The 12,926-nt window shown below is 55.1% G+C and carries 13 protein-coding genes; 11 read left to right on the top strand and 2 right to left on the bottom strand.

The window, feature by feature from the left end; all coding sequences use genetic code 11:
* Positions 1–36 precede the first annotated feature (36 nt).
* From LK04_RS04370 to LK04_RS04405, 8 genes are all read left to right on the top strand, one after another.
* A complete protein-coding gene (locus LK04_RS04370; protein WP_039329785.1) occupies positions 37–1,059 on the top strand; it encodes a substrate-binding domain-containing protein in 1,023 nt (340 codons plus the stop codon).
* Positions 1,049–2,071 carry an ABC transporter substrate-binding protein gene (locus LK04_RS04375; protein WP_039329783.1) on the top strand — a complete coding sequence of 341 codons (1,023 nt, stop codon included), beginning with the start codon at positions 1,049–1,051 and terminating at the stop codon, positions 2,069–2,071. Before LK04_RS04370 ends, LK04_RS04375 begins: the two co-directional genes overlap by 11 nt.
* 2 nt (positions 2,072–2,073) lie before the next feature.
* Positions 2,074–2,931 carry an ABC transporter permease gene (locus LK04_RS04380; RefSeq protein WP_039329780.1) on the top strand — a complete coding sequence of 286 codons (858 nt, stop codon included), beginning with the start codon at positions 2,074–2,076 and terminating at the stop codon, positions 2,929–2,931.
* Positions 2,928–3,740 carry an ABC transporter permease gene (locus tag LK04_RS04385; protein ID WP_039329778.1) on the top strand — a complete coding sequence of 271 codons (813 nt, stop codon included), beginning with the start codon at positions 2,928–2,930 and terminating at the stop codon, positions 3,738–3,740. Before LK04_RS04380 ends, LK04_RS04385 begins: the two co-directional genes overlap by 4 nt.
* Positions 3,737–4,726 (top strand): ABC transporter ATP-binding protein, encoded by a 990-nt coding sequence (locus LK04_RS04390; RefSeq protein WP_039329776.1) that lies wholly within the window; start codon positions 3,737–3,739, stop codon positions 4,724–4,726. Before LK04_RS04385 ends, LK04_RS04390 begins: the two co-directional genes overlap by 4 nt.
* 11 nt (positions 4,727–4,737) lie before the next feature.
* Positions 4,738–5,568 (top strand): phosphodiesterase, encoded by an 831-nt coding sequence (locus tag LK04_RS04395; protein WP_039329775.1) that lies wholly within the window; start codon positions 4,738–4,740, stop codon positions 5,566–5,568.
* Between the two features lie 165 nt (positions 5,569–5,733).
* Positions 5,734–7,326, top strand: coding sequence for a sensor domain-containing diguanylate cyclase (locus LK04_RS04400; RefSeq protein ID WP_039329773.1), 1,593 nt, complete (start codon positions 5,734–5,736; stop codon positions 7,324–7,326).
* Positions 7,327–7,532: 206 nt separating this feature from the next.
* Positions 7,533–8,600 carry an AI-2E family transporter gene (locus LK04_RS04405; protein WP_039329771.1) on the top strand — a complete coding sequence of 356 codons (1,068 nt, stop codon included), beginning with the start codon at positions 7,533–7,535 and terminating at the stop codon, positions 8,598–8,600.
* 34 nt (positions 8,601–8,634) lie between these two features.
* Here the strand turns inward: LK04_RS04405 and bcp are convergent, their stop codons facing one another.
* Entirely contained in the window at positions 8,635–9,102 is a 468-nt protein-coding gene (bcp, locus tag LK04_RS04410) for a thioredoxin-dependent thiol peroxidase (RefSeq protein ID WP_039329769.1), read from the bottom strand.
* A 107-nt stretch (positions 9,103–9,209) separates the two neighbouring features.
* On the bottom strand, positions 9,210–9,809 hold the full coding sequence (locus LK04_RS04415) for a glycine cleavage system transcriptional repressor (RefSeq protein ID WP_418903642.1): 600 nt from the start codon (positions 9,807–9,809) through the stop codon (positions 9,210–9,212).
* 110 nt (positions 9,810–9,919) lie between these two features.
* On the opposite strand from LK04_RS04415, the gene dapA reads away from it, so the two are divergent.
* From dapA to purC, 3 genes are all read left to right on the top strand, one after another.
* Positions 9,920–10,798, top strand: coding sequence for a 4-hydroxy-tetrahydrodipicolinate synthase (gene dapA / locus LK04_RS04420; protein WP_039329765.1), 879 nt, complete (start codon positions 9,920–9,922; stop codon positions 10,796–10,798).
* A gap of 14 nt (positions 10,799–10,812) precedes the next feature.
* Positions 10,813–11,844: an outer membrane protein assembly factor BamC gene (gene bamC / locus LK04_RS04425; RefSeq protein WP_039329763.1), complete on the top strand. Its 1,032-nt coding sequence runs from the start codon at positions 10,813–10,815 to the stop codon at positions 11,842–11,844.
* Between the two features lie 265 nt (positions 11,845–12,109).
* Positions 12,110–12,823, top strand: a complete 714-nt coding sequence (purC, locus tag LK04_RS04430; RefSeq protein ID WP_034825771.1) for a phosphoribosylaminoimidazolesuccinocarboxamide synthase — start codon at positions 12,110–12,112, stop codon at positions 12,821–12,823.
* Positions 12,824–12,926: the final 103 nt, after the last annotated feature.

The following is a 12,926-nucleotide window of genomic DNA, read 5'->3' on the forward strand; positions in this document are numbered from 1 at the left end:
ATGAGATCGATCTCATTGGCAATTCACGAGGCGAACATGTCCGATTTAATCAGTGTGGCAAAGCTGGCTGGCGTATCCCGCGCTACTGCCGCGCGCGCATTCTCTGATCCTCATCTGCTGCGACCAGACACGCTGGAAAAAGTGCTGGCGGCATCAGAGCAACTCGGTTTTCGCCCCAATCACATTGCCCGTCAATTACGCACGCAAAGCTCCACCACGCTGGGTGTGCTGCTGCCGTCACTGCTGAATCCGATTTTCTCCCGCCAGTTGCAGGCGATGGAGCGCCAGGCACGCGCCGCCGGTTACGGTTTGCTGGTCGCCACCAGTGATTATCAGCCCGAACGCGAGGCGGCGATTGTTGAACATATGCTACGTCAGCGTGTGGCCGGTTTAGTGCTAACCGTGGCGGACGCCGATAACAGCGCCGTGTTGAATACGCTGCACGAAGCCAGCATGCCGTTTGTGCTGGCGCATAACGTGCCGCAGCAAAGTCACTGGCCAGCCATTTGCGTCGACAACCGCCAGGCGATGGAGGAGGCCACACAGCATCTGCTGGCGCTCGGCCATCGTCATATCGGCATGGTCGCGGGGCCGATGCTGCAATCAGACCGTGCGCGCCTGCGCTATCAAGGCTACTGCGATGCGATGCACCGTGCCGGGCTGCATGCGCTGCCCGTGATTGAAATGACCAGCCACACCCACTCAGATTTTACGCTGCTGCAACCGCAGTTGCAGGGCGCTGCGCCGCTGACGGCGGTGATTTGTACTAACGATTTGCTCGCCATCAGCCTGATTGGGGCGGCGGCACGTGCAGGTTTGCGCGTCCCGCAACAGCTTTCGGTGATGGGCTTCGATGGCATCGATATTGGCGAGCAGATTGCGCCGTCACTGGCCAGCGTCACTCAGCCAGCCGACATGCTCGGTGCCTGTGCGATAGACATGCTGTTACAACAGGCCAGCCGCGGCACCCGCGTACTGGCACATCGGTTGCGGGTTGGCGAAAGCATTGCTGCACCTGCCACCACTTTAACCACACCAGGGAACCACCATGACCTTTAATAAAAAAGTGAAAATTTTGACAGGCGCGATCGTGCTGACCGCCGGTTCGCTGTTCAGCATGATGACGCAGGCCGCTGAAACGGCGATCTGTTACAACTGCCCGCCCGAGTGGGCTGACTGGGGCACACAGCTTAAAGCCATTGCCAGAGACACCGGCATCACCGTGCCACAAGACAACAAAAACTCCGGCCAGGCGCTGGCGCAAATGGTGGCGGAGAAAGGCAATCCAGTGGCAGATGTGGTGTATTACGGCGTCAGTTTCGGCATCCAGGCGGACAGCGCCGGCGTCATCACCGGCTATAAACCCCAACACTGGGATGAGATCCCAGCCGGAATGAAAGATCCCAATGGTAAATGGGTCGCGCTGCACTCAGGCACCATGGGCTTTATGGTGAACGTGGATGCATTGAATGGCGCGCCTGTGCCGCAGTCTTGGGATGACCTGCTGAAGCCCGAATACAAAGGAATGATCGGCTACCTCGATCCGGCCAGTGCCTTTGTCGGTTACGTGGCAGCGGTGGCCGTTAACCAGGCGAAAGGCGGTAACATGCAAGACTTTACCCCCGCGCTGAACTGGTTCAAGAAACTGCAAGCTAACCAGCCGATCGTACCGAAACAGACTGCCTATGCGCGTCTGATCTCCGGCGAAATCCCGATTCTGCTCGACTACGATTTCAACGCCTATCGCGCCAAGTATAAGGACCATGCCAACGTGGCCTTTGTTATCCCGAAAGAGGGCACCGTCACCGTGCCTTACGTGATCAGCCTGGTGAAGAACGCGCCGCATGAAGCCAACGGTAAAAAAGTCATCGACTATGTGCTGTCTGACAAAGGCCAGGCCATTTGGGCCAACGCCTTCCTGCGCCCGGTGCGTACTTCAGCCATGTCACCCGAAGCGAAGAAGTTCTTCCTGCCAGATAGCGATTATGCGCGTGCTCAAACCGTTGATTATCAGCAGATGGCCGATGCGCAGAAAGCCTTCTCTGCTAAGTACCTGAGCGAGATTCACTGATTATGTCGATCTCCGACAACCTGGCGGTTTCACGCCGCCAGGTTCGTGCTTTGCCGGGCAGCCGCTGGTTATGGCTGACGCTGCCCGCGTTACTGTTCTTCTGCGCCTTCTGGTTGCTGCCGTTTGCGCGCCTGTTGCAAATGGGCATGCAGAACGATCGCAGCAGCGGTAACAGTGGTTACTGGACGGTGGTGAGCCAGCCAAATTACTTGTTCAGCCTGCTGAATACTGTGGTGCTGTCAGTGCTGGTCACGCTGGTGACGCTGGCGATTGCCGCCATCGTCGGCTGTTTTCTTGCGCGTCAGCGTTTTACCGGACGCGGCACCTTATTAGCGCTGCTGACCTTCCCACTGGCTTTTCCCGGTGTGGTAGTGGGTTTTCTGGTGGTGATGTTGGCGGGGCGCCAGGGCTTGCTGGCGCAAATCAGCATGAGCCTGGTGCAAGAGCGCTGGACGTTGGCCTACTCGCTCACCGGTTTGTTTATCGGTTATCTCTATTTCTCACTGCCGCGCGCCATCGTCACCCTGGTCGCTGCCAGTGAAAAGCTGGATCGTTCGCTGGAAGAGGCGGCACGTTCGCTCGGTGCCAGCCAGTGGCGTATCACCTGGGATGTGATTGTGCCCGGCCTGCAACCGGCGTTGCTCTCAACCGGGGCGCTTTGCTTCGCCACCAGTATGGGGGCCTTTGGCACCGCGTTTACCCTCGGCACCAATTTGGCGGTGTTGCCGCTAACGATCTACGGCGAATTTACTAACTACGCCAACTTTGCCACGGCGGCGGCGCTGTCGGTGGTGATGGGAGCAGTAGCGTGGCTGGCGCTGATGTTCGCACGCCGGTTGGCACACAAGGGGGCGGTATGAATCGTCGCGGATTATTTAGCCTGCAACTGCTGGTCACCACGCTGACAGCGCTGTTCATGATTGTGCCCGTGGTGTTGTCGATGCTGGCGGGCGTGACGAACAACTACTTTATTGGCCTGCGCAGCGGCTTGACCCTGAAATGGGTGGAACAGGTATGGGAAATGTATGCCGACACCTTTTGGCTGTCGCTGCTGATTGCGCTGTTCTGCCTGTTAGTGACGTTGGTGATTGGCGTACCTGCCGCGTGGGGCTTGCTGAAAGCGCCCGGACGCTGGGTGGCACGTATCGAAGAGTGCCTGATGTTGCCGGTCGCACTGCCGGGATTGGCCACCGCGCTCGGCATCATTCTGCTTTACGGTCAGTTCTCTGCGCTGCGTGATAGCTGGGTCTTCATTTTGATAGGACACGTGCTGTTCACACTGCCCTTTATGATGCGCCCGGTGCTGGCGGTGATGCAGGCGGTGGATATGCCGCGTCTTGAAGAAGCCTCTGCCAGCCTTGGGGCCAGTCTCTGGCAGCGCTTCTTCACCGTAGTCGTACCCAACTGCCGCAACGGCATTTTGGCGGGGGCTTTTATGGTGATTACCTTGTCAGTGGGTGAATTCAACATCACCTGGATGCTGCACACGCCACTGACCAAAACCTTGCCGGTCGGGCTTGCTGACAGCTATGCCTCGATGCGACTGGAAGTGGGCTCTGCTTACACCCTGATTTTTATTCTGATGATTCTGCCGCTGTTGCTGATGCTCAATGCGGTCAATCACTGGCTTAACCGCGCGGTTTCGCGCCAAAACAAGGAGGCGGCATGAATCCTGCGGCCGTAACCGTGAAGCTGCGCAACTGCTCACGTCAATTCAATCATCAACTGGCCTTGCATCCGCTTGATTTAACGGTCAATCCCGGTGAAACCTTAGTGCTGCTCGGGCCTTCTGGCTGTGGCAAAACCACCACACTGCGCATCATTAGCGGACTTGAGCGCAGTGATGAAGGCGGGGAAGTGTGGTTCGATGATCGCAACGTCACCGCACTGCCGATTGAGAAACGCAATGTCGGCATGGTGTTCCAGAACTACGCGCTGTTTCCCAATCTCAACGTGGCGGAGAACGTGGCGTACGGCCTGAAAGTGCAGGGCGTGCCACGTGCCGAGCGTGAAGCGCGCGTGCAGGAGATGCTGGAATTGGTGGATCTCAGTGCCTTGTCGCAACGCAGTATCGACAAGCTTTCCGGTGGGCAAAAACAGCGTGTCGCTTTAGCTCGTGCGCTGGCGGCACGCCCGAAAGTTTTACTGTTTGATGAGCCACTGGCGGCGCTGGATGCGCGCCTGCGCGACCGTCTGCGCCTTGAAATCGGCTCTCTGCTCAAAAAGCTGGCGATCACCGCAGTTTACGTCACCCACGATCAGCAAGAGGCGATGGCACTCGGCGACCGCATCGCGGTAATGGAGCATGGCCGACTGGTGCAAATCGACACGCCGCAGAACATTTATCAGCATCCCGCGTCGAAATTTGTCGCCGATTTTGTGGGCGCAATTAACTGCGTGGATGTCGATACCCGTGGCAACCCGCAGCGCTTCTGTCGCCCGGAGGATGTGTTGTTGGCCGATGACAACCGCTATGCGCGCCAGGGCTTTATTTTGGCCAGCACCTTTTTAGGTGCATCACAGCGGCTAATGATCGATATCGGGCTGGCAACCCCCATTCAGGTTGATCGTCATGCACGTGAAGCCTGGCATGCCGGACAACCGGTGAGCTGGACGCTGGCGCAGGACGCCGCACTCCAATTTTCTGCATCCTGAGGAAGAGATTCGTGTTTGAAGCATTGACGCTGATTGCGCAAATTAGTGACTTACACATCAAAGCGAACGGTCGCCTATCGTATAAAAAAGTCGATACCCAGGCGGCATTGCTGCGGGTGATTGAGACATTAAATCATCTGACACCGCGCCCGGATAAAGTGGTGATTACCGGCGACTTAGTGGATTTTGGCACCGCCGAAGAGTACCAGACGCTGCGCGCGGCGCTGCGTCGGCTGCAGCTGCCCTTTATGCTCATGCCTGGCAACCACGACGATCGGCAGCAGTTACGTGCCGCGTTCCCGGATCACCACTACTTGCAGCACGGTGAAACGCTGAACTGGCAGGCGCGGGTGAAAGGCGTGCAGCTGCTGGCGCTGGATTCCAGCGTACCACAGCAGCCCTGGGGCTATGTGGATGAGGCGCAGTTAGATTGGCTGGACGATCAGTTATCGCGCGAACCTCAGCTACCGACACTGGTGATGCTGCATCATCCCCCTTTTGTTTCTGGCATTGGCCATATGGACAAGCAGCCGCTGCGTAATCCGGAGGCACTGGCAAACATCATTAGCCGCCATCCACAGGTTGAGCGCGTGCTGAGCGGCCATCTGCATCGCTCGGTGCAGGCGCGGTTCGCCGGAACATTAGCCTGTGTTGCACCTGGCGTATCGCATCAGGTGGCCTTTGATTTATCTGAAAATGGACCGGCCAACTTTGTGCTGGAACCCCCCGGATTCCTGCTGCATCGCTGGCACCCGCAACAGGGCATGACCACCCACCAGTGTGCGATTGGCGATTATCCTGGCCCCTGGCCATTTTATGACGCCAATGGGTTGATCGATTAGCACCGAGGTTTGCTGAATAATTACGCGTGTCTGACAGGATGGTTCGTGCTCAATTTGGTTTACAGGTGTACAATTGGCGGTTCCCTCACCAGGGGTAGCTAGTCCAACTATAACTATATTGTCAGGCACACGAATGATTAACCTATTCACCAGGGCGGCTGCGTCATGCTAACGCGCATCCGGCCGAAAACCGACCTGCGAACGCTGATCGCGTTGCTGGCGATCACCAGTATCGTCATCACTCTCGCCAATACGCTGTACGCCACCTGGCGTGTGCAGCGCATGGTCCTGATCGAAAGCACCCTCGAAGCTAACCGCGCGTACGCCACTAAGCTGGCCGCCACCACTGAGGTCTTCTTTCAGTTGGCGCAGTCTCAACTGCACTACAGCGCGACTCAGCTGGGCAAAGACTTTGATAATACGGCGCTGGCACAGCAGGAAGTGAATCGGTTACGTGAGCAGACCAACAGTTTTAACTCGGTCGCGGTGGTGGGAACGGACGGTATCGTGAAAGCGATTTCCCCTGAGTCTCTTATGCTAAAAGGCATGCAGCTCACCAGCCAGGCCTCGCGTGAGGCGCTGGCGCAGCGTCAGCCTATGGTCAGCAAACCCACGGTTTCGGCAGCCAACAACCTGATTGTGTTTGTTTCCTGGCCTATCTGGAGCAATGAAGGGCGTTACCTCGGCTATGTGGGCGGCACTATCTATCTGAAGAAGAAAAGCATCCTTAATGCGTTGCTTGGCGAGCAGTTCTATCGCGATGGCACGCATGTGTATGTCATGGACCGCAACAATCAGGTGCTGTATCACCAGAACAGTCAACTGATTGGTAAAACCGTGCCGGAGATCGTCAGCGAACGCGAACGTAAAGAGAGCACCAATGGCGAAGTGCAATTAACCGAAGATGACACGCCTAAGCTGGCGGGTTATGCCATTGTGCCGACCACTGGCTGGATGGTGGTGGCACTCAAGCCAACCGATGTCACGCTGCAACCGCTTTCTGGGCTGCTGCTGAAAGTGCTGAAAAACTCAGTGCCGTTTGCACTGCTGACCTTGCTGATGGCCGTGATTTTTGCCCGCCTGATTGCCCTGCCGCTGTGGCAACTGGCACGAAAAGCGAGCCAGATGGATACCCAAGGCGTTTCCAGTGAAATCGGCGGTATTCGTGCATGGTATTTCGAGGCTGCACAGGTCAAACGTGCGCTGCTGACCGGCATCGGCTTAGTGCAGGATAAAATTGGCCGTCTGAAGTCGGAAGTACAAACCGACCCGATGACCAGCCTGCTGAACCGCCGTGGACTCAGCGCGGTGCTCGACTATTTCGATACCATGCGTCAACCCTATGCCGTGTTGGCGTTGGATATCGACCACTTCAAACGCGTAAACGATAACTTTGGTCACGACGTGGGTGATGAAGTGATCAAGCAGGTGGCGCGTACACTGCGCCACAGCGCACGGCAAACTGACGTGGTGTGTCGAAACGGTGGCGAAGAGTTTTTGATGCTGCTGCCTGCTACATCCACCGAAGAAGCCCGCATGATCGCTGAGCGAGTGCGCACCAGTATTGCTGAGAGCTGGATTGACTATGTTGGCCACATCACGCTGTCTGTTGGGATCGCCCACTGGGATGTTGAAAATGGTACCCATGAGCAGAGCCTTAAACAGGCCGATGCAGCCCTGTATCAGGCGAAACATGCCGGACGTAACTGCGTGATGATTGCCGGCCAGGATGCGCTGGTCAGCAGCATTACGCACTGATTCACCCAGTCGCCATCAATGGCAAACTTATAATGGCCTGTGCGGCTTGTGTGGGTATTCGGTTTCACCTGGTCGTCATAAATGGTAACCCTACGTTGATATGCGTGGATTGCCTCTCGGTCAACTTTGGGTTGTAGGGTGCGCATTTATGCGCACCAGCTATTTCTGTACAATCGTCGACTTGTTTTTGGCACCAAGGAAGTGAAATGCTGGCTCTGCTTTATCAATGGTATAAACGTCGTTTTAGCGACCCGCAGGCGATAGGTCTGCTGGTCATTCTGCTAATGGCGTTCTGTATCCTGTTCTTCTTCAGTGGCTTGCTGGCCCCGTTGCTGGTGGCACTGGTCCTGGCTTACTTACTTGAATGGCCAACGGTACGCTTACAACGTCTGGGGTGCAGCCGCACCTGCGCAACCAGCGCGGTATTAATCGTGTTCGCCGGGATTTTGCTGGTGATGGTCCTCATCGTCGCCCCGGTCGCCTGGCAGCAGGGCATTAACTTGCTGCGCGACCTGCCTAATATGTTGAATAAGCTCTACGTCTATGCCGCAGGTCTGCCAAAGCGTTTCCCGGCCCTGGTGGATGCAGGCATCATCGACATCATCGTCGAGAACCTCCGCAGCCGCCTGACGGGGCTGGGTGAATCATTAGTGAAGTACTCACTGGCCTCGCTGGTGGGGTTGATGACGCTGATGATCTATCTGGTGCTGGTGCCGCTGATGGTGTTTTTCCTGCTCAAAGATAAAGAACAGATGCTCAATGCTGTGCGCCGTGTCTTGCCGCGCAATCGAGGCTTAGCTGGCGTGGTGTGGCAGGAGATGAATCAGCAGATCACCAACTATATTCGCGGCAAAGTGCTGGAGATGGTGGCGGTCGGATTTGTCACCTGGATTGCTTTCCTGGTGCTCGGTCTCAACTACGCGCTGTTGCTGGCGGTGCTGGTAGGCATTTCAGTGCTGATTCCCTACATCGGCGCCATGGTGGTGACTATCCCGGTGATCGGCGTGGGCCTGTTCCAGTGGGGCTTAGGCAGCGATTTCTGGACAATGTTTATCGTCTATCTGGTGGTACAAGCGCTGGACGGCAATGTGTTGGTGCCGATTCTGTTCTCGGAGGCCGTCAATCTTCATCCACTGATAATTATACTCTCGGTGGTGATTTTCGGCGGGATGTGGGGCTTTTGGGGTGTGTTCTTTGCCATTCCGCTGGCCACCCTGATTAAAGCAGTGGTGCGCGCCTGGCCGGAAACCTCGCTGGAGCAGCATCAGGCTTAAAAGAAACGGGTGCACATTGTGCACCCGTTTGCTATCAGGCGGACTTCAAATAATCCAACACGATGTCGTGGTGGTTTGACGTTTTGAAATCGTCGAAGACTTTCTCTACCTTGCCGTTGCCGTCAATCAGGAAGCTGATGCGGTGAATGCCGTCATAGGTTTTACCCATAAAGGTTTTTTCACCCCAAACGCCAAACTGCTCACACACTTGATGATCTTCATCGGATAGCAGTGTGAAATTCAGCACTTCTTTCTCAGCAAAGCGTGACAGTTTTTCAGGTTTGTCAGTGCTGATACCCAGCACTTCCACACCCACGGTTTTCAACTGATCCATGTTGTCGCGCAGACCACAGGCCTGTACGGTGCAACCCGGCGTCATGGCTTTCGGATAGAAGTAGACCAGAACGCGCTGTCCCTGGAAGTCGGCCAAATTTACTTGTTCGCCGTCCTGATCGGGCAAGCTAAATTTCGGTGCGGTATCACCGGCTTTCAGTGGATTCATCACAACTCTCCATTTTTTTCATGCTGTGGGTTTTACACCCTCTGGGTTATTTCACTACACGGTATGCCACGACGGCAGAGTGTGTGGAGAAATAACCCGGATTAAGATTATGCGGTGCTACTGGCATCGTCGGTGACACTATAAAGACGAATTGAGCCTTGTGCATGCAGTTCTTCACACAGTTTGTTGAAGGCTTGTTCAAACGGTGCGCTGGCATGGTTATCCGGACTGTGTGCGGTCATCTGCACGTAGAGCGTCGGCGGGATACCTTCCTGGGCGGGCTGGATACGAGAAACCAGTTCAGCGATGTTCATTTGATGTTTGTCGAACAGATCAGTGAAGCGCTCGATGATGTGGGGCGAATCCGGCACTTCTACCTGCACCCACACGGTAGCGGGCATGGGCGGAGTGACACGCGCGTTGGTTCGCTTCATCACGATCAGCAGTTCCAGCTCGGCACCTTTCATTGGCAGCGTTGATTCAATCAGGGTAATCGCGTTCCAGCTGCCAGAAAGCAGCATGATAAAGGTGAACTCATCACCGAGCATGGCCAGACGGCTGTCTTCGATATTACAACCGCAGCTGCTGACGTGGCGGGTGATGGTATTGACGATTCCCGGACGATCGACGCCCAAGGCGGTAATCACCAAATGGTGAGGCTGTGACTGCGACAAAATGGCATTTCCTGTACGTTCGCTAATAACCATAAGGTAAACATAAAAAAAACTGCTGACAAGCGCGGGAATGGCTTGGCTCACTTGCTTTTCTTTCGAGGTAAAACGTAACATGAGGCACTTGTTTGTCGAGGGGATAGCCCATGTTCACCGGAAGTATTGTTGCGCTCATTACGCCAATGAATGAAAAAGGCAATGTCTGCCGCGAGAGTTTGAAAAAACTGATTGATTATCATGTTGCCAGCGGTACCGCGGCAATTGTTTCTGTTGGTACCACCGGCGAGTCTGCCACCCTGAGCCATGACGAACATGGCGATGTGGTCATGCAAACTCTGGAATTGGCAGATGGTCGCATTCCGGTCATCGCGGGTACTGGTGCAAACGCCACTGCGGAAGGTATCTCCCTCACTAAGCGCTTCACAGGCACCGGTGTCGTGGGTTGTCTGACCGTAACGCCTTACTACAATCGTCCTACTCAGGAAGGTCTGTTCCAGCACTTCAAAGCGATTGCGGAAAGCACCGACCTGCCACAGATGCTGTATAACGTCCCTTCGCGTACTGGCTGCGATATGCTGCCTGAAACCGTTGCTCGTCTGGCCGAAATTAAAAATATTATCGGAATCAAAGAGGCCACCGGGAACTTATCGCGCATTTCTCAGATCCAAGAGCTGGTTAATGATGAGTTCGTTATTGTGAGCGGCGATGACGCCACGGCACTGGACTCAATGCAACTGGGCGGCAAAGGCGTCATTTCGGTCACGGCTAATATTGCAGCACGTGAAATGGTTGAACTCTGTGCCTTAGCGCAACAGGGGAAATTCGCCGAAGCGCGTCGCCTGAATCAGCGCCTGATGCATCTGCACCAGACGCTTTTCTGTGAACCGAATCCAATCCCAGTCAAATGGGCAGCGAAACAGCTAGGATTAATCGCAGATGACACGCTGCGCTTGCCGATGACGCCACTGACCGAAGCGGGTCAGGCGAAAACGGCTCAGGCGCTGATTAAAGCGGGTCTGCGATAAATTAGGGAGAATCAATGAGTTATTCAGTTAAGCGCTCGACGCTGGCAACCGTGGTGGGCTTGTCCACCCTGATGCTGCTAACAGCTTGTTCCAGCGATCAGCGTTATAAGCGCCAGGTCAGCGGTGATGAATCTTACCTGCAGGCGCCTGAACTGCATGATTTAAAAGCCCCAGCGGGCATGATTCTGCCGCTGCAGAATGGTGATTATGATGTGCCGCACACCGTCGCGAAGGGTGCTGTAGGTAAAGAGTTGGATATTCGTCCTCCTGCTCAACCACTGGCATTGCTGAACGGCACGCGTGCTCAGTTCACTGGCAATACTGGCGTGCTGGCGGTAGAGAGCAGCCGTGGTTCCATCTGGTCGCAGGTGGTTAACGTGGTGCAGTCTTACAAGTTCCCGATTGCGCAGCGTGATGATGCGGCGCAGCAGCTGACGACTGATTGGGTACAGTGGAATCGCGCGGATGAAGACAACCAGTATCGCGGACGCTATCAGATCAGCGTACAGAACCAGAGCTATCAGCAGGTGCTGACCGTTCGTCTGCTGGAACTGCAGCAGAATGGCCAGGCGGTGACATCACCAGCGCAGGTTCAGCGCTACACTGCTCAGATGCTGAACGACATCAGTACCGGTCTGGATAAAATCGATACCGCCAGCGCAGATGCCGCTGCGGGCCGCGCGACCGGACAGATTGATGTTCAGAGCGGCGCGGATGATACCGGTCTGCCAATGTTGGTGCTGCGTTCACCGTTTAACGTGACCTGGCAGCGTCTGCCAGCGGCACTGAAACGTATGGGCATGGAAGTGACTGATGACAACCGTTCACAGGGTAGTCTGAAAGTGACGTACAAGCAGCCGGGCAGCAGCGCGTTTGATGCGATTGGTGCGAAAGATCCAGAACTGCCAAACGGCGATTACAAATTGCAGGTGGGTGATTTGGATAACCGCAGCAGTCTGCAGTTCATCGATCCTAAGGGCCATGTGCTCACTCAGTCGCAGAATGATGCGCTAGTGGCTGTGTTCCAAGGGGCACTGAACAAATAAATTGCCAAAGGGCCGGAGATTTCCGGCCTTTTTGTTTTGGATTTGGCATAGATACAAATACTTCAAGCTACAGATGCGTTGGCTGCTCTCGTTCACCCGAATCACTGACTTGAGTAAGCTCATCGGGACTCTCTCTTTTGCCGCCTTCCTGTATATCGAATTATTTTGTGTATAATAGCGCCCGGCGAAGTAAACGATTGCGTCAGGCAGTCATCGCGCGGTGAAACACCGCTGAACGGGTTCTTTCATGTTTGGAGTTAACAAGATGCAAAAGCGAGCTGAGTTGTATCGCGGTAAAGCGAAAACCGTATACAGCACCGATAATCCGGATCTGCTGGTACTCGAATTCCGCAACGATACGTCAGCAGGAGACGGTGCACGAATCGAGCAGTTTGATCGTAAAGGAATGGTGAACAACAAGTTCAACCATTTCATCATGACCAAATTGCAGGAAGCGGGCATCCCGACCCAGATGGAAGCGCTGCTGTCGGATAACGAAGCGCTGGTGAAAAAGCTGGAGATGGTGCCGGTAGAGTGCGTGGTTCGTAACCGCGCGGCAGGATCGCTGGTGAAACGTCTGGGCGTGGAAGAGGGCATGCTGCTCAATCCACCGCTGTTTGATCTCTTCCTGAAAGATGACGCCAAACACGACCCGATGGTTAACGAATCTTATTGCGAGACATTTGGCTGGGTAAGCAAAGCCAATCTGGCCCGTATGCAGGAACTGACCTTTAAAGCCAATGACGTGCTGAGCAAACTGTTTGATGACGCGGGCTTAATCCTCGTCGATTTCAAACTGGAGTTCGGTTTATTCAACGGCGAAGTGACGCTGGGTGATGAGTTCTCACCAGACGGTGCACGTTTGTGGGACAAAGAGACCATGGACAAAATGGACAAAGACCGTTTCCGTCAGAGCCTCGGTGGCCTGATTGAAGCCTATGAAGAAGTGGCACATCGTCTGGGTGTGAAGCTGGATTAATGCTCATTGGTGCGCATAAAAGTGCACCCTACGAGATCGTGCCAGCCTGATATAGGGTCGTCATTTATGGCGACCTTTTCTTTTTTATCGCCTCCTTTCTCTC

The organism is Pantoea vagans, assembly GCF_001506165.1.
Lineage (GTDB): Bacteria > Pseudomonadota > Gammaproteobacteria > Enterobacterales > Enterobacteriaceae > Pantoea > Pantoea vagans_C.

Coding starts and splice junctions, on each gene's coding strand:
- LK04_RS04370 (WP_039329785.1), top strand. CDS start 37: ATGTCCGATTTAATCAGTGTGGCAAAGCTGGCTGGCGTATCCCGCGCT.
- LK04_RS04375 (WP_039329783.1), top strand. CDS start 1,049: ATGACCTTTAATAAAAAAGTGAAAATTTTGACAGGCGCGATCGTGCTG.
- LK04_RS04380 (WP_039329780.1), top strand. CDS start 2,074: ATGTCGATCTCCGACAACCTGGCGGTTTCACGCCGCCAGGTTCGTGCT.
- LK04_RS04385 (WP_039329778.1), top strand. CDS start 2,928: ATGAATCGTCGCGGATTATTTAGCCTGCAACTGCTGGTCACCACGCTG.
- LK04_RS04390 (WP_039329776.1), top strand. CDS start 3,737: ATGAATCCTGCGGCCGTAACCGTGAAGCTGCGCAACTGCTCACGTCAA.
- LK04_RS04400 (WP_039329773.1), top strand. CDS start 5,734: ATGCTAACGCGCATCCGGCCGAAAACCGACCTGCGAACGCTGATCGCG.
- LK04_RS04405 (WP_039329771.1), top strand. CDS start 7,533: ATGCTGGCTCTGCTTTATCAATGGTATAAACGTCGTTTTAGCGACCCG.
- bcp (WP_039329769.1), bottom strand. CDS start 9,102: ATGAATCCACTGAAAGCCGGTGATACCGCACCGAAATTTAGCTTGCCC.
- LK04_RS04415 (WP_418903642.1), bottom strand. CDS start 9,809: ATGGTTATTAGCGAACGTACAGGAAATGCCATTTTGTCGCAGTCACAG.
- dapA (WP_039329765.1), top strand. CDS start 9,920: ATGTTCACCGGAAGTATTGTTGCGCTCATTACGCCAATGAATGAAAAA.
- bamC (WP_039329763.1), top strand. CDS start 10,813: ATGAGTTATTCAGTTAAGCGCTCGACGCTGGCAACCGTGGTGGGCTTG.
- purC (WP_034825771.1), top strand. CDS start 12,110: ATGCAAAAGCGAGCTGAGTTGTATCGCGGTAAAGCGAAAACCGTATAC.